The organism is Dysgonomonas sp. ZJ279, assembly GCF_011039205.1.
Classification (GTDB): domain Bacteria; phylum Bacteroidota; class Bacteroidia; order Bacteroidales; family Dysgonomonadaceae; genus Dysgonomonas.
On sequence record NZ_JAAKEL010000004.1, the window covers coordinates 74495 to 99316 of the forward strand.

At 36.5% G+C, this 24822-nt stretch carries 18 protein-coding genes; 16 read left to right on the forward strand and 2 right to left on the reverse strand.

All coding sequences use genetic code 11. From position 1 onward, the window contains the following. Positions 1-5: 5 nt before the first annotated feature. The 11 genes from G7Y57_RS07190 (at position 6) to G7Y57_RS07240 (ending at position 12857) form a co-directional block, all read left to right on the forward strand. The gene (locus G7Y57_RS07190) at positions 6-1118 is read left to right on the forward strand and encodes a glycosyltransferase (protein ID WP_165021601.1); all 1113 of its coding nucleotides are present in this window, start codon (positions 6-8) and stop codon (positions 1116-1118) included. After that, a complete protein-coding gene (locus G7Y57_RS07195; RefSeq protein ID WP_165021603.1) occupies positions 1115-2257 on the forward strand; it encodes a glycosyltransferase in 1143 nt (380 codons plus the stop codon). The genes G7Y57_RS07190 and G7Y57_RS07195 overlap by 4 nt, the downstream gene beginning before the upstream one ends. Before the next feature lie 20 nt (positions 2258-2277). Beyond that, positions 2278-3240: a glycosyltransferase family 2 protein gene (locus G7Y57_RS07200; RefSeq protein WP_165021605.1), complete on the forward strand. Its 963-nt coding sequence runs from the start codon at positions 2278-2280 to the stop codon at positions 3238-3240. Positions 3241-3497: 257 nt separating this feature from the next. After that, positions 3498-4643 (forward strand): polysaccharide pyruvyl transferase family protein, encoded by a 1146-nt coding sequence (locus G7Y57_RS07205; RefSeq protein WP_165021607.1) that lies wholly within the window; start codon positions 3498-3500, stop codon positions 4641-4643. Continuing rightward, the gene (locus G7Y57_RS07210) at positions 4640-5725 is read left to right on the forward strand and encodes a hypothetical protein (RefSeq protein ID WP_165021609.1); all 1086 of its coding nucleotides are present in this window, start codon (positions 4640-4642) and stop codon (positions 5723-5725) included. Before G7Y57_RS07205 ends, G7Y57_RS07210 begins: the two co-directional genes overlap by 4 nt. After that, a complete protein-coding gene (locus G7Y57_RS07215) occupies positions 5706-7235 on the forward strand; it encodes a hypothetical protein (RefSeq protein WP_221412114.1) in 1530 nt (509 codons plus the stop codon). Before G7Y57_RS07210 ends, G7Y57_RS07215 begins: the two co-directional genes overlap by 20 nt. Further along, a complete protein-coding gene (locus G7Y57_RS07220) occupies positions 7235-8413 on the forward strand; it encodes a glycosyltransferase (RefSeq protein ID WP_165021612.1) in 1179 nt (392 codons plus the stop codon). The genes G7Y57_RS07215 and G7Y57_RS07220 overlap by 1 nt, the downstream gene beginning before the upstream one ends. Beyond that, positions 8410-9465 (forward strand): glycosyltransferase family 4 protein, encoded by a 1056-nt coding sequence (locus G7Y57_RS07225; RefSeq protein WP_165021614.1) that lies wholly within the window; start codon positions 8410-8412, stop codon positions 9463-9465. The genes G7Y57_RS07220 and G7Y57_RS07225 overlap by 4 nt, the downstream gene beginning before the upstream one ends. After that, positions 9462-10484, forward strand: a complete 1023-nt coding sequence (locus G7Y57_RS07230; protein ID WP_165021616.1) for a glycosyltransferase family 2 protein — start codon at positions 9462-9464, stop codon at positions 10482-10484. The genes G7Y57_RS07225 and G7Y57_RS07230 overlap by 4 nt, the downstream gene beginning before the upstream one ends. 179 nt (positions 10485-10663) lie before the next feature. Next, entirely contained in the window at positions 10664-11731 is a 1068-nt protein-coding gene (locus G7Y57_RS07235; protein ID WP_165021617.1) for a right-handed parallel beta-helix repeat-containing protein, read from the forward strand. Positions 11732-11759: 28 nt separating this feature from the next. Beyond that, positions 11760-12857: a right-handed parallel beta-helix repeat-containing protein gene (locus tag G7Y57_RS07240; protein ID WP_165021618.1), complete on the forward strand. Its 1098-nt coding sequence runs from the start codon at positions 11760-11762 to the stop codon at positions 12855-12857. Positions 12858-13123: 266 nt separating this feature from the next. On the opposite strand, the gene G7Y57_RS07245 is transcribed toward G7Y57_RS07240, so the two are convergent. Then, complete coding sequence (locus G7Y57_RS07245; RefSeq protein WP_165021620.1) at positions 13124-13741, reverse strand: hypothetical protein; 618 nt, start codon at positions 13739-13741, stop codon at positions 13124-13126. Further along, complete coding sequence (locus G7Y57_RS07250) at positions 13738-14562, reverse strand: leucine-rich repeat domain-containing protein (protein WP_165021622.1); 825 nt, start codon at positions 14560-14562, stop codon at positions 13738-13740. Before G7Y57_RS07250 ends, G7Y57_RS07245 begins: the two co-directional genes overlap by 4 nt. Before the next feature lie 581 nt (positions 14563-15143). Here G7Y57_RS07250 and G7Y57_RS07255 point away from each other — a divergent pair. The 5 genes from G7Y57_RS07255 to G7Y57_RS07275 all read left to right on the forward strand — a co-directional run bounded on the left by G7Y57_RS07255 (position 15144) and on the right by G7Y57_RS07275 (position 24821). Next, positions 15144-16796: a DUF6377 domain-containing protein gene (locus G7Y57_RS07255; protein ID WP_165021623.1), complete on the forward strand. Its 1653-nt coding sequence runs from the start codon at positions 15144-15146 to the stop codon at positions 16794-16796. 226 nt (positions 16797-17022) lie between these two features. Next, the gene (locus tag G7Y57_RS07260; RefSeq protein ID WP_255491366.1) at positions 17023-20040 is read left to right on the forward strand and encodes a SusC/RagA family TonB-linked outer membrane protein; all 3018 of its coding nucleotides are present in this window, start codon (positions 17023-17025) and stop codon (positions 20038-20040) included. A 17-nt stretch (positions 20041-20057) separates the two neighbouring features. Beyond that, the gene (locus G7Y57_RS07265; RefSeq protein WP_165021624.1) at positions 20058-21545 is read left to right on the forward strand and encodes a RagB/SusD family nutrient uptake outer membrane protein; all 1488 of its coding nucleotides are present in this window, start codon (positions 20058-20060) and stop codon (positions 21543-21545) included. Positions 21546-21563: 18 nt separating this feature from the next. After that, the gene (locus G7Y57_RS07270) at positions 21564-23000 is read left to right on the forward strand and encodes a SusF/SusE family outer membrane protein (RefSeq protein WP_165021625.1); all 1437 of its coding nucleotides are present in this window, start codon (positions 21564-21566) and stop codon (positions 22998-23000) included. Between the two features lie 57 nt (positions 23001-23057). Further along, positions 23058-24821, forward strand: coding sequence for a glycoside hydrolase family 66 protein (locus G7Y57_RS07275; RefSeq protein ID WP_165021626.1), 1764 nt, complete (start codon positions 23058-23060; stop codon positions 24819-24821). Position 24822: the final 1 nt, after the last annotated feature.

Consider the following 24822-nt stretch of genomic DNA (forward strand, 5'->3'; position numbering starts at 1 on the left):
AGGACATGGAACAAAAAATAAAAGTGTTGTTTTTTATCGAATCGCTTGCTGGTGGTGGAGCAGAAAAAACACTTTCTACAATTATAGATCATATAAACAAGGATAAATTCGATATAACTGTGGCTACTATAATAGCCAACGGTGTATATGTGGATCAGATTAGTAGATTTGTAAAATTTAAGCCATTAATAAAAACACGTAATCAGATTTTATATAAGATATTATACCACTTGATCTATTTCTATTTGCCTTTACGGATAGTTTATAATTTGTTTGTTCCAAAAGGGAATGATGTCGAAATTGCTTTTTGCGAAGGCTTTGCAACAAAGCTATTTGCACATTCGCCCAATAAGCGTAAGATTGCATGGGTACATACAGATATGCTGGTTAATCCATGGACTCAAGGTTTGGTCTATTCTTCGATAGATAAAGAAAGGAAAGCATACTCGAAATACGAAAAAGTAATATGTGTTTCAAGGACTGTCAGTCAATCGGTTAATGCGAAGTTCGGGATAAAAGCTAATACTATTTATAACCCGATTGATAGTGATGAGATCGTCAGTAAATCCAAAGAAAAAGTTTCTTTACCTATAAAGAGTAGACTTCGTATTGTTACTATCGGACGTCTTGTAGAGCAAAAGGGATATGATCGACTATTAAAGGTGATTAACGAACTCAAAAATGAAGGTTGTGATTTTGAATTGTGGATATTAGGGGACGGACCTGAAAAGGAAGGACTAGCTGATTATATTGATAAAAACAATCTGAATGACGATGTAAAGCTCTGGGGTTTTATTTCTAACCCATATCCGTACATGTTAGCCAGCGACATTTTTGTTTGTTCATCACGATGCGAAGGATATAGTACAGTTGTAACGGAAGCTCTGATTCTCGGACTTCCTGTAATAACAACACTGTGTTCGGGAATGAAGGAACTTTTAGGCGATAACATCTATGGAGTCATTGTGGAAAATGAAGATGTGACCTTACTAGAACCGTTAAGAAAAATTATACACGATCGTGATTATCTCGCCATGTTAACTCAGAAAGCTCAAAAAAGAGGTAACGACTTTAGCATATCGTCGTTAATGAAACCCATAGAAGATTTGTTAAGATGAAAAAGAAGGATATAGCATTTGTCGTTAATGGACTATATGGCGGAGGAGCAGAGAGAGTATTGCAGGTATTTTTAAATAATTTCGACCGACGAAAATATAATATTACACTTGTAAATTACAGGGAAGAAGATATTAATAATGAGTTTTATCCCGCTGATATTAAATATATAAGTATTCTTAAGAACCTAGAAAAAAAGAGATCGAAAGCAGGTCGCATTTGGGCTAAAATATATAATAAGATTAATTTGATTGTATATGATAATTTTTCTCCACGTGCTTTCAGACAGCTTTATTTAAGGGATAAATTTGACATTGAGATTGCTTTTATCGAAGGATATGCTACAAGGATTGTCAGCGGTGGTCGCTCTAATAAAAAAATAGCATGGGTTCATATCGATTTGAAATTATATCCGTGGACGGATATCGCATTCCGATCTATGAATGAGCAAATCAAGTGCTATTTATCTTTTGACGAGGTGGTTTCTGTTTCCAAAAGTGTACAAAAATCAGTCGAAGAGTTGTTTTTGCATGAGTCGATAGTTATATACAACCCCATCGATACTGAAGGGATACGAAGAATGTCTTCTCTCTTTACTGTTGAAAGAAAGGAAAATACTTTACTCTTTATATCAGTCGGAAGATTAGTTCCACAAAAAGGATATGACAGATTGATACCTATTGTCGGCAAGTTGATTGCTGAAGGTTTTAACCTCAATTTATGGATAGTAGGTGAAGGTGCAGAAAGGAAACATCTGGAAGAGCTAATTAAAGAATGGAAGCTTGAGGGAATTGTCAGATTATTAGGCTATCAAAGTAATCCATATCCGTACATCAAGGTAGCAGACTGGCTCGTTTTCTCGTCACGCTACGAAGGATACGGCTTGGTTGTGGCTGAAGCTCTGATTCTGAAAACTCCGGTCATTAGTGTCATGTGTGCAGAAATGGAACAACTTCTGGGAGAACGTAACGAATGGGGGATTATAGTTGAAAATGAAGATATAGCTTTGTTAAACGGGATGAAAAATATCCTGGAAAATGCAGAGCAGACTACACTATATACAGCCCAGGCAATAGAAGGAGGTAGCCGTTTCTCATTAGAACGTCAAATGAATGAAATATATAATGTGATTGATAATTAGCATCACAGATCAAAGAGAGTATGGAGATATCGGTTATAATACCCGTTTACAATACTGAAGCATATCTGGAAGAATGCTTGGACTCTGTAATTGCACAGCAATTCGAGGATTGGGAGTGTTTGCTTATAGATGATGGGTCTAACGATCGCAGTAGTAGTATCTGTGATTTATATGCTAGCCGGGATGGTCGATTCAAAGTATTCCATATTGTAAATTCTGGAGTATCTGCTGCACGTAATCTGGGAATAGAGCACGCATCAGGAACATATATCGCATTTATTGACAGTGATGATACTGTTGCCAAGAGTTACCTCTCCCGACTTTACGAGGCGATGATGCAAGTTGATGCAGAACTAATCGTCGGTGGTATGAAACTGGTTCGCCCTTTAGCGACGGAAATAAATACTGCAACTCAAGGTTTGGTTATAATTGGAAGTGAAGATTCCAACCGTTTTGTCGAATTAAATAGAAAGTTCTTGTTATACGGACCAGTTGTTAAGTTATATCATTCATATATAATTAAAAGCAACAACATAAGGTTTCCATCAGGAGTTCAGTATGGTGAAGATCTGATATTCAATCTGGAATATTTGAAATATGTAACCAACATCTTTGTAATAAACACAGCAGATTATAACTACCGGATTTTATCGGAAGGATCGCTTTCTTCTTCGGCGCATAGTCGAAACTTTGCTAATAATTACACACAGTGGAAGATTATCTGTTCCTTTTTCAAGAGGAAAAAGATCAATAGTTCAAATGCTCAAATATACTTATCAAATCGTCTGTGGGGTATCGCTTACGACTTGGTAATGAGTAATAAGTTATCTGTAAAAGAGATAAAAAATGCTTTTAGTATTGAGTTTTTGAATGATCTGAGAGCTTTTAATAAATACACAATACCCATTCCAAGTTGGTTGAGAATGGGTATGTCCGGAAAATTTTATCGACTGATGTGGTTGATACAGCGAAGGGCTAAATAAGAAAAATCGAATTGAGGTCAAAGTAAAGGTTTCAGACCTGTTTGTTATCTATGAAGTGGTTTTGACTTTTTGTTTTTCGTATTATTTTGTCATCCTGAGGAACGAAGGATCTCGGTTGTAAGATGCTTCACTATCGTTCAGCATGACAGAGAGTAAGAAGAAAGACTTTTCAAAAGTCAAGACGAATTTTATACAAGAGTAATTATATCAGATAATTACATTGAAAAAATATACCATCAAATTTTACATTTACTAATATGAAAATTATTCTTTCACCACATGGAGGAAGTGGAAATCACGGATGCGAAGCGATAGTCAGATCGACAGCAAAAATATTGAAAAATATCGATTTTGAGCTATTCTCGGCATCTCCTGAAGAAGACGCAAAATACGGATTGACTAAATGCTGCAAATTGTCGGCTGCCCAAAAGCCAATTAACCGTTTTTCCATGCGATACCTCCTGGCTCGGATAAGCGGTAGTGTGGAGAAATTTGACCGACTAGCTTTCGATCCTATCCTCAAAGCAGCAAAGCAGAGTGATTTGATGATGAGTATAGGAGGTGATAATTATTGCTATGGAATCAACAATCACATTCTGTTAGTTAATAGAGCAGTCAGAGAATTAGGAAAAAAAACCGTGCTATGGGGTTGTTCAATAGAAGAGGAGGCAATAAACAATGATATAGTTTTTGATGATCTTGCGGCTTTCGATCTGATAATTGCCCGCGAAAGTATAACTTATAATTCGCTAAAGAAAAAAGGTTTAGCTAAAGTATCATTGTTCCCCGATCCGGCATTCCAACTCAATCGGATAGATCTCCCTTTGCCTGAAGGCTTTAAAGACGGGAATACGGTAGGGATCAACATAAGTCCCATGATTATCAGTTATGAAACAAACAAAGATTCTACGCTGAACAATTATATCGGGTTGATAGAACATATAATGGCTACATCGGATATGAATATTGCATTAATTCCACATGTAGTATGGACACATAATGATGACAGAAAGCCTCTTTTACAATTATACAATCGTTTTGCTCATACAGGAAGGATCGTTATGATAGAAGATACCGCAGCATCGGAACTCAAGGGGTATATAGCCCGCTGTCGATTTTTTATAGCAGCACGTACTCATGCCAGTATTGCTGCATATTCAGAGTGTGTACCGACTTTGGTTGTAGGCTATTCGGTGAAAGCGAGGGGAATAGCACGTGATATTTTCGGAACGGAGGATAATTATGTAGTACCTGTACAGTCGTTAACAAAGGATGACCAGCTAGTTAAAGCTTTTAAATATATATATGAACACGAAGCTGATATCAGAAATCATTATGCTTTGGTTATGGGGCAATATAAAGCAAAAGCTGCAGAGGCCAGAAAAGAAATTACAAAAATATGATAGTTATTATATCGCTGTTTGCTATACTTCTTATTTTTGTTGGGTTCGACTTTATCTTATTCTTTTGTGAGTGGCAAGCCAGAATTCATATAGGCAGATGGGATGATCGGCTCAAGTGGCAAAAGGCAATCGAATCGAGAGCCCGTAAATGGTTAGATAGGCCTCCAACTGTAAAACTAACAGACAATAATTATTGGGTACTTTATGATGTGTTGCGTGGCAGATATCGTAACCGAACAATACAAAGCTGGCAAGCAGCAGGTCTGTTGATGGCTTTCGGCAAAACTGAGGCTGTCCGATATAGTAACGGAAAAATAGATACTACAACCGGCAATTGGAAAAAAGATCCCACACATATCGATGAAGCTTTGTTGGCATATATTCTAAAAAAAAATAAAGCATTAACTCCAATAGCCGAGAAAACTATTATTTCTCTCCTAACAAAATTGAAGGGAGACCAAGAGACTATTCCCTATCGGGCTACTATTCCAGATGTGAGGTTTATAGATACAATAGGCATGGTTACTCCCTTTCTTGTCCTCTGTGGAGAAGGTGAGCTTGCCATGAAACAAATAGAAGAATATGACAAAGCGAAATTGGCAGATTCTTCCATTCCCTCACATGCTTATGATATAGTTCGAGATGTTCCTTTAGGAATATATGATTGGGCACGAGGTATCGGATGGTACATACTGGGGCTTGTGGATTCTAATACGGGCGGATCGCTTGATATTCGCATAATTTCGTTAGCAGAAGAATTATTATCTTATCAAAAAGAGGGTGGTGGCTTCGGTGCTATGTTTTTCAATAATGAGGCTACATGCGAGTCGTCCGGTACAGCTTTGATAGGTTTATTGATGGTAAATGCATATCGGATAAATTCTGACACACGATTTTTGGATGCAGCCTTTCGGATAGAAAAGCAGTTGATGCGACAGACTCGTAGAACTGGTGCTATAGATTTCTGTCAGGGCGATACAAAAGGTATCGGTTATTATTCTACTTCTTTTTCAGTTATGCCATTCGCACAGGGTATTGCATTGAAGTTGTCAAAAGATCTGAATGAATATGCGAACGGATAACTCGCGGAAGAATTTCATAGCCAGTATCTCAGTTATGCTAGTGATGACTTTTCTGGGATTTCTTACCCGAAAAGTTTTCGTAGATAACATAGGTGTCGAGTATTTGGGGCTTAATGGGTTATTGCTCAATATTCTGAGTGTAGTATCCTTACTTGAAGGCGGTTTTGGTACCAGTATAGTGTATAATTTGTATAAACCGCTTGCAGAAAAGGATCAGCCAAGAATCATTGCACTCGTACAGTTATACCGAAAGATATATCGCTACATCAGCCTCGGCGTACTATTAATGGGGTTGGCAATATATCCTTTTCTTGATGTATTTATTAAAGACGGGGAATCATTGAAGTATGTCTCTGTTGTATTTTTCATTTTCCTGTTCAACAGCATAGTTCCTTATTTCGCTGCATACAAATGGTCTTTAATTAATGCAGATCAGAAGCAGTATAAACTAGTACGTATCAATCTGGTATATCAAGTTGGGTTGAACCTGACAAAACTGGCTATACTATACTATACGAAAAATTATATTTTATATCTGATTATTGAATCTCTGTTTCTTGTAGGGTACAATGTAGCTATTACCTATAAAGTCAATCAACTGTATTCATATATTAGAACGAAAGTGAAATACAAGGTTGACGAACTTACACGGAAAAGAATCATAACGAACTCAAAAGCTTTATTTCTACATAGTCTCGGGGGATATTTGATGCATTCGACCGGCAATATTGTTATATCTTCATTTGTCAGCATTGCGATAGTTGGTTTGTATTCAAATTATACATTGATAACAAGCTATATAAATAATATTGTCACAAACACTTTAAATAGTTTCTCGGAGAGTGTCGGTAACCTCATAGCTACGGAAAGTGTTGAGCATGTCAATAAGGTTTTCAATACCATATTCTTACTTAATTTTATTATAATATCCTTACCTGTAATTGTACTTTCAAATACAATTAATCCATTTATTGTTTGGTGGTTAGGTTCCGAATATTTATTGGATATAGCTACCGTAGCTGTTATCCTGATCAACCTTTATATTTTTGGTATGCGTATCTCAGTTCAAATATTTAAGGTGAAATCGGGCATATTTGTACAAGACAAATTTTCTCCGCTTATACAAGGATGTGCTAACCTGATACTATCTCTCATTTTTGTGCAATTCTGGGGTATTACAGGGGTTTTACTTGCTTCAACCATAAGTGTATTGTCTATAGGATTTTGGCAATTTCCGTTTCTTGTTTACAAATATACATTCAAGAAACCACTCAGGCTCTATTTCATAAGTTATGCGAAATATACGCTGATTGCACTTATTTCTTGGGTAGTCACTTATTATCTGTGCTATCTCTTGGATGACAACTCACTGATTGGCATTGTTCTCAAGAGTATTATTTCGTTAGTCGTTCCCATAGGGCTATACTATATATTGTTTAGTAGGACAACTGAAATGCGAAGCCTTATATTCACTTATATTAAACCAATGTTGCTCAAGATATTTAAATAATGAAAAAACGGCTATTCATTTCTATGCAATATATGGAGATAGGAGGAGTGGAACGCTCCTTACTGGGTCTTCTGGATAGTTTCGACTATTCATGTTATGATGTGGATCTTTTTATCTATCGTCATTCGGGTGAATTAATGCAGTTTATACCATCGAAGGTCAACCTACTACCCGAAATTCCAGCCTATACAACTCTAACGCGGCCTATAACTCAGATCGCTGCTGAAGGATATTGGAGGATTGCTTTGGGGCGGTTGCAGGCTAAATATCAGGCAAGACGATTTGGTAAAAGGAATACTAACGGAGAAAACTATTCTATATATCAATATGTTGCCGATGCTACTACTCCTTATTTGCCTCCGATAAACGATATTGTTTACGATCTGGCAATAAGTTTTATAACACCGCATAATATAGTGAAAGACAAAGTGAATGCGAAATGCAAGGTGGCATGGATTCATACCGATTACTCGAATATTGCGATAGATGTGGGGCGTGAACTGAAGTCGTGGGGTGCATACGATTATATCGCTGCTATTTCGAAAGATGCCCAAAAAGCATTCATATCAAGATTCCCATCTTTGTCTGATAAAGTTGTCGTTATTGAAAATATTCTTTCTGTAAATTTTGTCAGAGAACAGGCTCTCCTGCAAAAGCCGGAATTAGATGCAGAGATAAAGCTTCTCACAGTAGGACGTTTCTGTTATCCGAAAGCATTGGATCAAGCTGTGCGTATCTGTGCCAAACTGGTAGAGAATGGATTACCTGTCAAGTGGTATGCCATCGGTTATGGAGATGAAGATACAGTCCGAAATGCAATTGACGAATGTGGAATGCACGATCATTTTATTATCTTGGGTAAGAAAATGAATCCCTATCCTTATATTGCCGCTTGTGATATTTATATTCAACCCTCGCGTTACGAAGGCAAAGCAGTTACCGTACGGGAAGCACAAATACTGGGGAAACCGGTTGTGATAACTGCTTTTAATACTTCGGCCAGCCAATTGATAGATGGTTTCGACGGTCTCATTGTCCCTATGGATATCGATGGTGCTGCATCTAGAATCCAATCTCTTATAGAGAATAAGTCGTTACAAGAAGAGTTTCGTAAGAATATGGAGATTACCGATTATGGCAACTCTAAAGAAGTAGAGCTTATATATAGATTATTATGAGGTTATTGTATATAACTAACGGAATAACAGGAGTTGGAGGTCTTGAGCGTGTACTCTCTGTAAAGGCGTCGTACCTTGCCGATAATCTTGGTTATGAAATTTGTATAGTATCTCTTAATGAGAAAGAGAAAGAACCATTTTATAAGTTCAGTTCCAGAATAGTTTTTCGTTCGGTAGAGGTAATAAAGAGTAAATCCGAATATTTCTTGGGTATAAGACGTATAGTCAAAGAATTTGCCCCCGATGTTATTTCCGTTTGCGATGATGGATTAAAGGGTTTTTTTGTACCCCTATGGATTGGCTGTAAAGCCAAGATTATTTACGAAAGACATGTTTCGAAAGAGATGGTTACCCATGGTAAGAATCCAAATCTAAAACAAAAAGTATCTTTATTATTGATGGATATAGGAAGTAGGCTCTATGATAGATTTATTGTTCTGACAAGTGATAACAAGCAGCAGTGGAGATCTAAAAATATCGAGGTAATACCTAATCCTCTTCCCTTTTATCCCGATTCGGTTTCTAAATTAAATAATAAACGTATTATTAGTGTTGGAAAAGTCTCGGTTCAGAAAGGTTATGAACGTTTGTCAGAAGCTTGGAAACTAATTGGGCATAAGTATCCGGATTGGAGTATCGACATATATGGTTCGGTTTCAGATAATAGTAATTTGCCGGAGATTATAAGAGAAGCTTCTATAAATATAAATAAACCGGTTAAAGATATACAGAACGAATATCTGGCATCTTCGATTTATGTATTACCTTCTCGATTCGAGGGCTTCGGAATGGTGCTAATCGAGGCTATGGCGTGTGGAGTGCCTTGTGTAGCTTTTGATTGTCCCTGTGGACCGAGAGATATAATCAAGGATGGAGAAGACGGTTTTCTAGTTGAGAATGGCAATATAAAACAATTTGCGAAACAGCTTTCTTTACTGATTGAAGATGAACAATTGCGTAAAGAAATGGGTAGAAATGCCCGTCGTAATATACGGCGTTATGATGTTAGCATCATTGCTGGCAAGTGGGATGAACTTTTCAAGATTTTATGATAAGTATAATTGTACCGGTTTATAATGTAGAACATTGTCTGGCTAAGTGCTTGGATAGTCTGTTGAAGCAAACCTACTGCAACATAGAAGTGGTGTGTGTCGACGATGGTTCACAAGATAAAAGTGGCTCTATTTTAGCCGAATATTCGAAAAAAGACCACCGTTTGAAAATGATTACACAAGAAAACAGTGGTATAGCCTCGGCGCGTAACCGAGCTATAGAGGAAGCACAAGGGGAATGGATCATGTTTGTAGATTCGGACGATTGGGTAGATGTCACCACATGCGAGAGAGCAATAACTTTGATAGGAGACTCTGATATAGATATAGTGCTTTGGGCATATACTCGCGAATTTGTGAATGGGAAGAATGCTCCGCGTTTTTTAATGGATGGGGATAGGTTGTTTGACGAAAACAATATACAGTCCTTACATCGTCTGATTATAGGTCCTATTGGAGCAGAACTGTGTGACCCTACATTACTCCATTCGTGGGGAACTGTATGGGGAAAACTCTATTCTCGCAATGTAATCTCAGAAACCAGATTTGTAGATACAAATATTATTGGCTCGGCCGAAGATGTATTGTTTAATATAGAAGTATTCACTCGTATAAAAAGAGCATTCTATGTGAACGAGGCTATGTATCACTACCGTAAAAGTGGAAAGTCATTTACCGGAGGTCATAACAAAAATCTCAATGAACGGTGGATAAATCTTTATTCGATGATGTCGGATATTATTGTGGCATACGATCTTCCTTCCGATTTTAATGAAGCTCTTAACAGTCGGATCGCACTGGGGCTGATAGGGCAGGGGATAAATGAATGTAAGTCCCCGCGAAGTACACAAGATAAAATAAACGTAATAAAACAGATAATAACCCAAGAGCAATATCGTTTAGCCGTGAAGAATTTACCACTCAAGTATTTTCCACTCCATTGGCGCCTGTTTTTCTGGGCTGCTAAGAATGGTAAAGCAAATATACTTTATATTCTTTTACTGATAATGAGTCGATAATAATTTGATATATTTTATATCTATTATTTTATTATATACCTTTATGTATTAAATATAATTTAATAATTTGAATATTAATGTGATTTTATAACATAATGTAGGTGTGTATAAAATTAAATTTGAACTTTTTGAAAAAGTGAATTCTATTATTTTTTAACTTAACAATAATAAAACTCATAATGATAAGATATTATAGTAAGCTCTTAATGGTTATGTGTCTGCTTGTCTCTTCGTGTACAAAAGACGAAGACCAGAATGCAGATATGCGTATGGTTCCTGAAAAAATATATGTAATAGACAACAATGTCTTTGGTATCAGAGCAGATAAGACAGAAGCTAAGGCAACTACAGATGGGATCAATAAGGCTATCGCAAAAGCAAAATCGGAAGGATATAATACCGTTAAACTGGTCAAAGGAGATTATCTGATATACTGTGTTAATGAGAGCGACTGGTATGCCACCGATGGTATATTCGTGCCGACCAATATGACTCTCGATCTGGGTGAAGCCAGATTGTATGTAGAGCCAAACGACGCTCCTCACTATGCATTGATACAGATAGATCATGCCGAAAATGTAACAGTCAGAGGTGGACATATTATTGGAGATAGAGCTCAACATGCGAATAAAAACCATGCCTTAGGGTATGGTATTCAGGTTATAGCATCGAGAGATGTAAAAATAGAAAATGTAAAAATAGAAAGTGTAACAGGAAGTGGTATTATATTTACGACATACGTTTATATAGCATTTCATGGAAGGTTCCCTTCTAAAAATGTAAAAGTTACCGGATGTGATATTTCGGACTGTGGTAAACATGGTATTCATGCAGTTGAAAATAAAGGGCTTGAAATATCAAACAATAAGATTTCTAACATTAAGGGAGGCATAGATCAATATGCAATCGATATAAATCCTAACTCAGCGTGGAAAAGTGTGATGGGAAACGTTAAAATAAGCAACAATACATTAGAAAATTGTAGCAATGGAATGAGGCTTTGGGGTGGGAGTGATATAGAGATATCTGAAAATTATTTTGAAAACTTAAATATATTTGGCATACACTGCCAAAGAGTACAAATCTATAAGAATACGCTGACCAATACAGGCACTATCTATATCAGCGCAAGTAGTGAAAATGGTCTGAGTGAAGATTATTGTATCCCCACTGAGGGCGATAAGAAGAATATCTGTTACAAGATAACAGACTACTCAACCAAAACTCCGAATTTTACTTGTCCATAATCTCATTGTTATAAAAGAAATAAATCAAATGAAAGCTAAATATATATATTTAATCCTATTAGTATCTTTACTTGCATACTCATGTTCTAATGATGATTCTGAGCCGAGTAATGTATTTGTTATAAATAATTCTCAATTTGGAATTTCGGCCAACAAATCGAATGCCCGACAAACCACCGACGGAATAAATAAAGCTATCGAACAGGCTAAAGACGAAGGGTATAGTATAATAAAGCTCGCTAAGGGCGAGTATCTGATACGTAGCGAAGGTGCTACAGGCTATGATAATGGTAATGGTATATTCATACCCAATAATATCACTTTCGATTTGACAGAAGCTACATTATATATTGAGCCCGGCAGCAAGGACGTGCATAAACTGATTCGTATAGATGAAGTAGAAAACGTAACTATCATCGGAGGGCATCTGATCGGTAACAAGGATAAGTATGATGCCGAGAACAATACGAAACCTAGTGAATGCGCTATCGAAATAAACTGTTCGAGAAATATTATAGTAGATGGTGTAAAAATGGAAAACTTCAGAGGCAGTGCCATGTGGGTTGGTTATGGATTTATAGCACCCAACGAGAAACGATTGAATAAGAATATTAAGATCGTTAACTGTGAGATTTTTCATAATAGCATGCAAGGAATAAGTATTATACATGCAAGCAATGTCGAAATAGCCTACAATAAGATTTACGATATAGGCGGGATGGCACCGGGTTGCGGAATAGACTTAGAACCCGAAACCGATTGGCTTGATCCGTTGCATCCTTGGAAATCGTGGGTCGAATATGTTAATATTCATCACAACGAATTTAAAGATACCAAAGGTGAAGGTTTGTGTTTTGTCAATTACTACACCACAGACATAGAAGCTACAGACAATAAATTCGATAATTCGGCCATTATAGTTAGCAGCAATGCTAAAAGGATTCGTCTGATGCGAAACACTCTAAAAGGATGGGAATCATATATGGTTGCAAGTACTTCAGAAGACGTATATATGCCTCTCGAAGGACCAAATAAGAATGACATAGAATTTAAGGAGCGAGCGTTAAACTGTTCTACTCAAACAGGATATATTAAGGAGACTGATAATTATGCAAAGTGTTATTAAAAGAGAAGCCTTACATAAGCGAGCAAGCATGGAAAGATGCTCCGTCATTATGCCCATATATTTGATACGAGCATTTTAAGAGATATCCGAAGAAAGAAATACATATTTAGAAATATAAAAGCCTGTCAGAAATAATCTGATGGGCTTTTATCGTAAATAAACGTTGATTCTTTCATTAAGATTATAGTACTATATTATCCTGCATACACGGAAGTACATCGCTTGATAAGACCACAATTTTGGTGGACTTTAAATTGAAAGAATAATTACACTAATATCCCAAGCAAAGCACGAGCTTCTTTCAAATTCATCTTCTCGCCTTTCATTTCTATCAATCGCAGATTTTTTCGTTCTAATATTTTTTTTCCTACAAACATATCTTCGATGACATCATTAGTATAAAGGTTAGTCCAGTTTCCTATTTGCAAAAGCTGTTCTATATCCTCGGATGTCGTATTGTCTATATTTAACCTAAGTGTTGTCAGTTTGGATAATCCATTCAATATTTGTATGCTCTTTTCGTCCAATAGAGAAAGGTCGAACGAGAAATCTTTCAGCTTTACAAGCTTCTCTATCTCAAAATGAAAAGAAGTGAAAAGATTGTCCATCATGCCTAATATGGATATATCTTCCATTTTTGATATAGTTTCAGGAAAAGAATTTAATTTGCAACTTGAGATATTTAGGTTGACCAATTGGGGTTGAATACAATGGATATTAGGTTGAAAATTTCTTTCTAAATTAAGTTTTTTTAGTTTAGGAAATGATTTATCTATCGATAATTTACTATTGGTTTTCTGAGAGGAGATGTCCAGTTCTGTTAATTGAGGTAGGCTATATAATACATCGGGAACTATTTCAAAATGGCATTCATCAAATTTCAACTTTTCAGGGATTGTAATAACGAAAAACTATCAGGCAAATCAGATATCTGATTATAGCCTGATTCTATTTCTTCCAGACTTGTAAGTTGAGATAATATTTCGGGAAAAGAAGTGAATTCACAATTATCTATGCTAATTTTTTTTAATTTGTTTAGCTTCACTATATCATCCGAAATAGTATCTATGTAGTTTCCTGAAAGATCTAATACAGTGATTTCATCCAGTTCCCATACTTTATCGGGGATATTCTCCAAATCCATGTATGATAAATCCAGTTTCTTTATTTTACTTTCCTGTAACTTGGAAAACCGTTTTTCCAGTGAGCTTTGTATTGATTTATCGCTGATAATGGATTCGCCCTTTAGAATTGCTTTCAGTATATTGCTTTCCTTAAGTACCTCCTCCCATTTATCATAATACTTGCTTTGAAATATATCTATTAGTTCGTATTCTGTATTGTCATTATTTCGTCCAATTATATAACCTTTTTTTATATTTTTAGTTCTTAATGCATGATCAGATGATATAATAACCTCAGCCGCCAGAGAACCTTCAACTGTGGTTGTTCCATGGTTGTATACCCCAATGAATGTCTGTGCAACTGTTACGTCTTTTTCGAAAGTAGTTTCTCCTCCTCCCATCCAAATATTCCGGGCTATAACATCTCCTTGAAATGTAGTTACAGGACCAAAATCTTTTTCCATTTGTACTAATGCATTTTCGACAGATACATTTTTCCTGAAAACAAAAAAGGGATTGTTCTTGCTCTCTTTTTCCAGATCATCAAGAAAAAGGTTCTTTACAGCAACTTCATTTTCCATGATAAATATGGTACCATTATATGAATTTCTATAATAATCAGGAATATATATATATATATATATATATATTGAATTCACCTAATTTTTCGACAGGTATTTCGTATTGTATAAAGTCTGCTAATGTTATAGTATTATTTAAAGGGAATTTCGACCCATCATCTTTGATTGATTGCATTATTTTTTTTCTATGATATATGCAAGAAAGTTTGGTGATATATTATTGTCAAACTTTCCATAATTAATTTCTCAGGTACAAATATAATTAAATTTCACAATTTTATTTTCTCATGGAAGTATAGTTAGAACATATCTTAAATATGGAATAACTGAAATGAATGACAATTAAATATTTATAGTTTACTCGTATACTCGAAAGACAACCAATAACTTATTTTATTACCTTTTGCGATTACTAATCGAATATCAAATACCACTTAAAAACGAATATACCAATCTCACCATATAATATCTTATCAATATCGAAGTAAACAATACTACAAAATCACCTTTTAAGTTAAATACTTACAATAATTTGTTTAATAGTTTTATATTTGCCGATAAGCTTATTTATATGCAAAGCAATGAAGAAATCTTTACTCTTGATATTTGTATTTTTGCAATTTAGCTATATATATTCTGCTATAGAAAAAGACACTACTTTCCAATATTTAAGCAAATTATTGGATAATAAGGAGGTGTATATGCATGTGAAGGAGCAAAAAATATCAGAAATTAAGAGAATGCTCCAAACGCCCAATATATCAGAGGTGCAGCGCTATGATATTAATCTGAAATTGTACGATCAATATAAAACCTATATATCGGACTCGGCCATACACTTTGCTCAAGAAAATTTACAGATAGCGCATCGACTGAATAATATATTGTGGATCGACGAATCGAAATTAGCTTTAGCATCCTTATATACTATTGCCGGAATGTATATAGAATCTATAGACTTGTTGAGGAGCATAGATCGAAAAACAATGCCTGAAAAACTTTTGGTCAGTTACTACGATACATATAAACTATTGTATAGTTCTTATTCGTCCAATAACTTATATACAAATATTTATTATGCAAAAAGCAATTTATATCGTGATTCACTTCTAAATGTACTCGATAAGACATCTAATCATTATAAGATAGTATATTCCGAAAAATTGCTGGATCAGAATAGATTGGAAGAATCAAAACAGATTTTACAAAATCTTTTGGAAGAATCAAAATTAGAAGATCATGAAAGAGCGGTACTAGCTTATGCACTAGCTAATGTTTATAAGAAAGAAAACAATATTGAGCAGCAAAGAGTATATTATACTATTTCTGCTGTTTGTGATATAAAGAATGCTATTAAAGAAAATGCTTCGTTACAAGCTTTAGCCGGTGTATTCTACGAAATGAGCAACATTGATAATGCTTATAAATGTATCAAATCTTCGATGGAAGATGCTATATTCTGTAATGCCCGATTGAGAACTTTCGAAGTATCTAAGGCATTCCCGATTATAGATACGGCATATCAAGATAAGGTGAATAAGCAAAAAGAGGGTTTGCTATTTTTTCTCATCCTTGTCAGTCTGTTATCTTTATTTTTAATTGCTGCTGTAATATATGTATACAGGCAAATGAAAAGAGTAGCCGGTATTCGAAAAGAACTTTACCGTACAAATGTAAAACTGAACGAACTGAATACCGATTTGCAAAAGAATAATGTCCAACTCAACAATCTTAATGGTGAACTGTCTGAAGCGAACCGAATTAAAGAAACATATATCGGACACTTTCTCGATCTGTGTTCTATGTATATAAATAAGTTGGAGAAGTATCAGAACACACTGAACAAAAAAGCTGTAGAAAAAAGGCTGGACGAGCTTTATAAGATGTTGAAGTCTCGTGATATGATCGACAATGAGTTGAAAGATCTTTTCGATAAATTTGATAATATATTTTTACACCTTTATCCTAGTTTTGTTGAGGATTTCAATTCACTGCTTCTCGAAAAAGAGCGTTTTGTATTGAAACCAAATGAATTATTGAATACAGAATTACGTATATTTGCTCTTATACGATTGGGCATCGTCGATAGTTCCAAGATAGCATCTTTCCTCCATTATTCTGCAAATACTATTTACAATTACCGTACAAGGGTAAGAAATAAAGCAGCTGTACCTCGCGAAGAATTTGAACTTTTAGTAACAAAAATAGGAGTCAAATTTACAAAAAATAGCTAATTTTAGGATATCCTATCTACTTTTATTAGCATCCAAAAACACCTTATGTTTCTATTAATAAGACATTTATATTAATGTCTTATCTATATTATTTCTATATCTTGTTTTTCTTTCTTTATACTCACCCTATTTTTGTAGAGATCAGTTTAGAAGAGGTTTAATAGCCAAACTTCAAAACTACCTTTTATCCTAATTCAAAATCTAATTTTAATTTAAACACCTTGCCATGATGAATGTAAAATCTTTTACGAGCTTACATAGAATATGTTTCATATTTATGTGTATGCTGTTCAGCCTGAATATACTGGCTCAGGATCAGAACAAAATTACAGGAGTAATAACCGACCAACAGGGAGAGCCTATTATAGGAGCCTCGGTAGTAGTGAAAGGTACCACGACGGGTGCGATTAGCGATATCGACGGAGTTTTCTCATTGGATGTCGATAACAACGCCGTACTTACAATCTCTTACATTGGTTTTGTAAGCCAAGAAATTCCTACTTTAGGAAAATCAAATTTGAAGATTATTCTGAAAGAAGATTCTAAAATTCTAGACGAAATCGTAGTTGTAGGATATGGAGTGATGAGAAAAAGCGACCTGACAGGGTCTGTTTCGTCTATTTCTGCCCAAACGATCAAAGACAAACCTGTAGCCAATATCGGTGAAGCATTGCAGGGACGAGCTTCGGGCGTACAGGTTATATCATCCGGAAAACCGGGCGATAACGTCTCTTTTCGTATTCGTGGCATTAGTACTATAAACAATAGTGAACCTCTATTGGTAATAGACAATGTTCCTACCGATATGCCACTCAATGCCTTGAACATGGAAGACGTGGAGTCTGTCGATGTTTTGAAAGATGCTTCGGCCACTGCAATTTATGGTTCACGTGGAGCAAATGGTGTTGTAATTGTCACAACAAAAAGAGGAAAATCGGGTGATGGCTCTATTTCCCTAAGTGCCAATTGGGGAGTACAGGAAGCTACAAGTATGCCAAAAATGCTTAATGCCAGCCAATTTGCATCGTTACATAACGAAATGATCAAGAATTACAACAATCCGAATTATACTCAAAGACCTGATTTTGCTGATCCTTCAGCCTTAGGTACTGGTACTAATTGGCTTGATGAACTGTTCCGTGCGGCAGTTATGCAAAACTATACCCTATCTTATTCGGGAGGTAACGACAAAAGTAATTATTATGTATCAGGAGGGGTACTCGATCAGGAAGGCATTATATTAAATACCTCTTACCGACGCTATACATTTCAATTCAATAGCGAATCGAAAGTTCGTCCATGGTTGAAATTCGGGAATAATGTAACGTTGAGCCATGATATCAAAAAACAGGGTTCATACAGTGTCCGCGATGCTATGGCTGCACTGCCTACTCAACCGGTATTTAACGAAGATGGTTCATTTTCAGGACCGGGAGAACCAGCCTATCAATATGGGGATATAAGGAATCCGATAGGAAGTGCCACCTTGAATAAAGAACAAACAAAGGGTTATAATGTGTTGGCTAATGCTTTTGCCGAAATAAAGATAATGAACAACCTTACGTTCAAAACCTTAGGAGGTATTGATTTCAAGTTCTGGGACAAACGTAATTTCTATCCTAAGTACAACTGGAAGCCAATTCCCCAACCACAATCGAATCTTTATGAAGAGTCGAATAAGAGTATGACTTATCTGTGGGATAATACACTAACCTTTATGGAAACATTCAAGGAAAAACATCATTTGAATGTAATGGTCGGATCGAGCGCTCAAAATAATGTATATAACAATATGAGCGCAAGTGTTCAGAATTTTCTTACAGACAACAATAATCAATTGAATAATGGCTTAACAGACCCTACTGTAGGAGGTACTAAAAACGATTGGTCTATACTATCATTCATTGGTCGTGCCAACTATAATTATGCTGACAAATATTTACTGACTGCCACTATCCGTCGTGATGGTTCATCTCGTTTCTCTAAAGAGAATCGTTGGGGTACATTCCCTTCTTTCTCGGCAGCATGGCGATTGTCGGAAGAATCGTTCTATAACAAGAATAAATGGGTGAGCGATATCAAATTGAGAGCAGGATATGGTGAAACAGGAAACCAAGCCGGTATAGACAATTATGCTTATTTTACACGATTGAAAACCGGACAATATGTATTTAACGAAACTCCTGTTTCGACACTATACCCTAAAGTGATGCCCAACCCTAATGTGAGATGGGAAACAGTAAAACAATTTAATGCCGGAGTAGATTTGTCTTTATTGAATCAGCGTATTAATGTTGTTCTTGATGCTTATATAAAGAATACGTCCGACATGTTGGTGCCGATGTCGGTGCCTATCACAACAGGGTATTCGGATATAGATGTTCCTAGTATAAATGCAGGAAAGGTGAGAAACAAAGGTATAGAGCTTACTGTCTCTTCTCAAAACCTGAAAGGAGCTTTCGAATGGAATACCGATTTCAATGTGTCTTACAATAAAAATGAAGTGATAAGCATGAACGATGGAGTTCCTTTATTTGTAGGAGGTGACATTAACATGACAAAAGTGAGAGTGAACACCGAAGGGCATCCTATTGGTTCATTCTACGGCTATGTAACCAATGGAATATTCCAAAATCAGCAAGAAGTTGATAGATATGCTATACAAGTGCCGGGAGGAACAGCACCGGGTGATATCCGTTTCAGAGATTTAGACAATAATGGTGTAATCAATGCAGATGACCGTACCTATATTGGTAACCCGTCACCCGAATGGACATTCTCGATGAACAATACCTTTGCTTACAAAGAGTTCGATTTGCAAATTTTCTTGCAAGGTGTTGCAGGTAACGATATATACAACGCAAACAGAATATGGCAGGAAAGTATGTCTATACCACAAAATCAGACAATAAAAGTGCTGGATAGATGGACTGGCGAGGGTACAAGCAATAGCGTACCACGTGCTATATATAGCGATCCTAACCAAAACGTGCGCCATTCAAACCGTTTTATAGAAGATGGTTCGTATCTGAGAGTGAAGAATCTGACTTTGGGATATACACTACCTAGATCTATTTCACAAAAAGCATTCCTTGGTATGACTCGTTTTTATATCTCATGCCAAAACTTACTTACTCTTACAAAATATTCGGGATTCGATCCTGAGGTAAATGTAAGTGGTGTCGATTTAAGCACATACCCTGTTACTCGTACATTGAGTGTTGGTGTAAACGTTAAGTTCTAATTCAAAAAACATTGATTATGAAAAAAATATTATATATAGGATTAATATCCATCTCGGCTCTATTTGCTTCGTGCTCCGATTATTTAGACAAAGAGTCATTCGAAGATCCTAGTGCAGAAGCTATAAACGACGAAGCATCTGCTATTGCCTTAGTGAATGGAGCTTACCAACCGCTCCAACGTCCTAAACTCTATAATATGAGAATCTGGACACTAGATATTATTGCCGGAAACAGTGAGGTTGGAGCAGGTGGTGGAACCGATGGTATAGAAACTATTACCCTAGCCAATTTCGTGACTACAACCGACAATGCAGCTGCGCTTGATATATGGAGAGGGCCTAATCCCGGTATTCTCTATTGCAATACTGTTCTCGAAAATATTCCGAACATAAATATCAATGAGGCGTTGAAAAACAGATGTCTCGGGGAAGCTCGGTTCCTTCGTGCACACTATTTCTTTATATTAGTCCAATTGTTTGGCGATGTGCCAATGGCTGTGACGACATTGAAACCAGGTGATGATTTACTTCCGACACGTACCAATAAGATGACAATCTATAATGACGTTATCATTCCCGATCTGAAAGAAGCTATAAACTTATTACCTGTGAGAGAAGAGTACAAAGGCAGTAATGTAGGTCGTGCATCTAAAGGTGCGGCAGCGGGTATGTTAGCCAAAGTGTATCTGACATTGGGTAGATATCAGGAATGTTTGGAGATGTGCAATCTTGTAGAAAGTTTAGGATATACGCTCAATCCCGATTATAGCGACTGCTTCGGTGGCGAACAACAGAATAAAAATACAGCAGAATCATTATTTGAAGTTCAATACTACGGGCTTACAAAAGCAGGTTTTTGGGATGATGATAACCAGGCTAATTGGTTAAGTACTTATATGGGTCCACGCAACAGCGGTTGGGTCGGCGGAGCATATGGCTGGAATCAACCGACTGAAGAGTTTGTAAGCCAATATGAAGAAAATGATAAACGAAAAGATAAAACTATTCTATATGAAGGAGGACCGGCATTCGATGGCAAACAGTATAAGAAATCGATGTCGAGTACAGGCTACAATGTTCGTAAGTTTTTAGTACCGCTATCTGTGTCTCCCGATTATAATACTAATTCAGCTAGTATAATCGTATTACGTTATGCAGATGTGTTACTAATGAAAGCAGAAGCTTTAAACGAATTGGGACGAACAAAAGATGCACAAGAGCCATTATATCAGGTGCGTAAAAGAGCAGGACTAACCACACGAGCAGATGTGGAAGGATTAAATCAGGATCAAATGCGTGAGAAAATTATCAAAGAGCGCCGTATCGAGTTGGCATTCGAAGGGCATCGTTGGTTCGATATGATTCGTCTTGACAATGGACAATACGCTTTAAATTTCTTACACTCTATCGGAAAAGTCAATGCAACAAGTAAACATTTGCTATTCCCTATCCCTCAAAAAGAACGGGATGCTAATCCTAACTTGTCTCAAAACACAGGCTATTAATCAAAAAATGAATGCATTATGAAATCATATAAAATATTAAGTTTATTGACTCTGTTTTCCTTATTTTTCTTTTCGTGTATCGATGAAGATAATACGGAATACAACAAAGGAAATCAGCCACTGGAAGTGAAAGCTTCGAGTGAGAACATCGAATTGGATGCAACTAATCCTGAAACAAATGCCCTGACTATTTCATGGACATCGGGTTCTAATCAAGGGACTAATAGTGCTATCTCTTACACATTCCAAATGGATGTACAGGGAAATAATTTCGAGAATGGACTTACGCTCGATCTGGGACAAAACACATATCAAAAAGATTATAAAAATGAAGAACTGAACGATCTGCTTATTTCATGGGGAATAGCAACTGAAACAGAAGTCATATTAGATGTACGTGTAAGGGCTACCGTTGCTTCTGATGCTGTTGAACCAGCTATGTCGAACATTCAAACGATAAAAATAAAAACACATAAGCCCATAACTAAGACTTTATATTTGATAGGTGATGCTACTCCTAACGGATGGAGTGCTGATAACGCAACCGAAATGTCTGCTATAAAGAATACACCAAAAGGGTTTACATGGAGTGGGAGATTAAATCCGGGTAAGTTCAAATTTATAACTACTCTTGGTGAATTCACGCCTTCATATAATATCGGGTCTGATAACACCAAACTTTACTTACGTGAAAATGGTGATGATCCGTATGATAAGCAATTTGAGATTACCGAAGGTGGAAATTATAAAATAACGCTCAATCTCGCATCGTTGGCTATTTATATAGAAAAAACCGAAGGTGCCGAGTTTACAGAACTATGGTTTGTAGGAAATCCTACGGGATGGAGTTTTAAACCGATGACGGTAGACCCACTTGATCCATTTATTTTTCATTACAATGACAACCTTTCGGCAGGAGGAGAATTTAAAATAGGAACAGTCTCCGGTAGCTGGGATGCAGCTTTCCTACGTCCTGAAACCAATGGAGCAGGAATAGAAGCTACCAAGGTCGTTAAATGGGCAGGAGATCCCGACAATAAATGGAATATCCCTGGAGGAGTTTATAAAATAGCATTAGATACGCGTGAGATGAAGATTAATATTGCTCCGTTTACTCCTTATGCAATGATTTATCTGGTAGGAGATGCTTCGGCTAACGGATGGGATATCGGTAATGCTACAGCTATGAGTGCAGGTGATACCCCTTATAAATTTAAGTGGTCAGGTTCATTAAATACCGGTGAGTTGAAATTTACCTGCGATAAAAAAAGCGATTGGAACGGTGCTTGGTTTACAGCTACTAAGGGTGATATGCCGGCAAACGGACAATTACAACAAATGGTATTTACTGCTAAAGGTGCAGGACTCGATTACAAGTGGAAGATAACAGAAGCTGGTAGTTATACAATCGAATTCGACCAGTTGAAAGAAACTGTTGTTATTAAGAAAAATTAATAAGTTAAACAAACTGTGGTGTCGTAGAAAACGGCACCACAGTAAAATATAAATAGCATGAAAAAAATATATAATTTTTTAGCAGTAGCCTTGTGTAGCTTCTTCTTGATATCGTGCGATGATTACTACGATACAAAGAATGATCCTATAACCTTTGGCGATACCTATTTGAGTCTCGATCTCAATACCGATAAGGCTGTTTATAAACCCGGTGAGACAGTTCATTTTTCATTGAAAGATAATCCCAGTAATAATTTGAAAGTACGGTACTCGTATTTGGGTGAAGTTATCAAGGAAGAAAACCTGTCAGGTAAATCGTGGACTTGGGTAGCTCCATCCGAAGATTTCAAGGGCTATCTGGTTGATATATATGAGTCAACAGACAGTAAAGAGATTATACATCAGAGTATTGGTATCGATGTCTCGTCAGACTGGAAGAAGTTTCCACGATACGGATTCCTTTCAGGATATGGAAAGTTGACAGATAGTCAAATAGAGAAAAACATAGATGTACTGACCCGCTATCGTATCAATGGCATCCAATTTTACGATTGGATGAACGACCATCAACGACCATTGGCTGGTACAGTCGAAAGTCCTGCTGATTCATGGATCGATTTAATAGGGCGTCCTAATTATCTTTCTACTGTAAAAGGATATATCAGTGCAGCTCATAATAAAGGTATGAAAGCGACATTCTACAATCTGGCTTTCGGTGCTTTAAGTAATGCGGCGGCAGATGGAGTAAAAGAAGAATGGTATATTTTCAAAGATGCAGATCATAATGAAAAAGATAATCACCATCTTGATGCTCCGTTTCGCAGTAGTGTTTATCTTACCAATCCTGCGAATACCGAATGGCAGAATTATCTGATACAACGAAACAAGGATGTGTACAGCGTATTCGATTTCGATGGCTATCATATCGATCAATTGGGTGACAGAGGTACTGTTTATGATTACAATGGCAATGTGGTTAAACTCCAGAATACCTATAAATCGTTTATTGCAGCCATGAAACAGGCTAATCCGACAAAAAGTCTGGTGATGAATGCTGTTAATCAATTCGGACAAGAAGAGAGTATTGCCAAATCGGATGTCGATTTCTTATATACTGAAGTGTGGGATCCCAATAAATCGTTCGAACAACTAGTTCAAATCATCCAAAATAACGATACATATACCAATAATACGAAACGAACAGTTCTGGCTGCATACATGAATTATGACAAGTCGAACAGTGCAGGATTTGTAAATGCTCCGGGTGTATTATTGACTAATGCCGTGATTTTCTCGTTCGGTGCGTCTCATCTCGAATTAGGAGAGCATTATCTGGCAAACGAATACTTCCCGAACTCTAACTTGCAAATGAAGACGGAACTGAAGCAGTCGATGGTAACTTATTATGACTTCTTGGTTGCCTATCAGAATATTTTGCGTGACGGTGGTACATTCACCACTTACAATCTGCAATGTACCAATTCTAAAATGGCATTGAATAGCTGGCCGGCTCAACAAGGTAATGTGGCGGTAGTAGGGAAGCGCTTTACCGATAAAGATGTATTGCATCTGATTAATTTTACCAACGCCAATACAATGGAGTGGAGAGATAAGAACGGAACCCAGGCAGAACCGGTTCTCATTGCTGATACTGAATTGAAAATGATTGCAGCAAAACCTGTAAAAAATATTTGGGTTGCATCGCCTGACACAAATAAGGGAGTTGCACAGAAAATTACGTTTAATCAAACGGGAAACGAAGTTGTATTTAACTTGCCATCTCTCAAATATTGGGATATGGTTGTTGTAGAATATCAATAAA

Excerpts from the sequence above, each read along its gene's own strand:
- G7Y57_RS07190 (WP_165021601.1), top strand. The coding sequence starts at position 6 with ATGGAACAAAAAATAAAAGTGTTGTTTTTTATCGAATCGCTTGCTGGT.
- G7Y57_RS07195 (WP_165021603.1), top strand. The coding sequence starts at position 1,115 with ATGAAAAAGAAGGATATAGCATTTGTCGTTAATGGACTATATGGCGGA.
- G7Y57_RS07200 (WP_165021605.1), top strand. The coding sequence starts at position 2,278 with ATGGAGATATCGGTTATAATACCCGTTTACAATACTGAAGCATATCTG.
- G7Y57_RS07205 (WP_165021607.1), top strand. The coding sequence starts at position 3,498 with ATGAAAATTATTCTTTCACCACATGGAGGAAGTGGAAATCACGGATGC.
- G7Y57_RS07210 (WP_165021609.1), top strand. The coding sequence starts at position 4,640 with ATGATAGTTATTATATCGCTGTTTGCTATACTTCTTATTTTTGTTGGG.
- G7Y57_RS07215 (WP_221412114.1), top strand. The coding sequence starts at position 5,706 with ATGAATATGCGAACGGATAACTCGCGGAAGAATTTCATAGCCAGTATC.
- G7Y57_RS07220 (WP_165021612.1), top strand. The coding sequence starts at position 7,235 with ATGAAAAAACGGCTATTCATTTCTATGCAATATATGGAGATAGGAGGA.
- G7Y57_RS07225 (WP_165021614.1), top strand. The coding sequence starts at position 8,410 with ATGAGGTTATTGTATATAACTAACGGAATAACAGGAGTTGGAGGTCTT.
- G7Y57_RS07230 (WP_165021616.1), top strand. The coding sequence starts at position 9,462 with ATGATAAGTATAATTGTACCGGTTTATAATGTAGAACATTGTCTGGCT.
- G7Y57_RS07235 (WP_165021617.1), top strand. The coding sequence starts at position 10,664 with ATGATAAGATATTATAGTAAGCTCTTAATGGTTATGTGTCTGCTTGTC.
- G7Y57_RS07240 (WP_165021618.1), top strand. The coding sequence starts at position 11,760 with ATGAAAGCTAAATATATATATTTAATCCTATTAGTATCTTTACTTGCA.
- G7Y57_RS07250 (WP_165021622.1), bottom strand. The coding sequence starts at position 14,562 with ATGGAAAATGAAGTTGCTGTAAAGAACCTTTTTCTTGATGATCTGGAA.
- G7Y57_RS07255 (WP_165021623.1), top strand. The coding sequence starts at position 15,144 with ATGAAGAAATCTTTACTCTTGATATTTGTATTTTTGCAATTTAGCTAT.
- G7Y57_RS07260 (WP_255491366.1), top strand. The coding sequence starts at position 17,023 with ATGATGAATGTAAAATCTTTTACGAGCTTACATAGAATATGTTTCATA.
- G7Y57_RS07265 (WP_165021624.1), top strand. The coding sequence starts at position 20,058 with ATGAAAAAAATATTATATATAGGATTAATATCCATCTCGGCTCTATTT.
- G7Y57_RS07270 (WP_165021625.1), top strand. The coding sequence starts at position 21,564 with ATGAAATCATATAAAATATTAAGTTTATTGACTCTGTTTTCCTTATTT.
- G7Y57_RS07275 (WP_165021626.1), top strand. The coding sequence starts at position 23,058 with ATGAAAAAAATATATAATTTTTTAGCAGTAGCCTTGTGTAGCTTCTTC.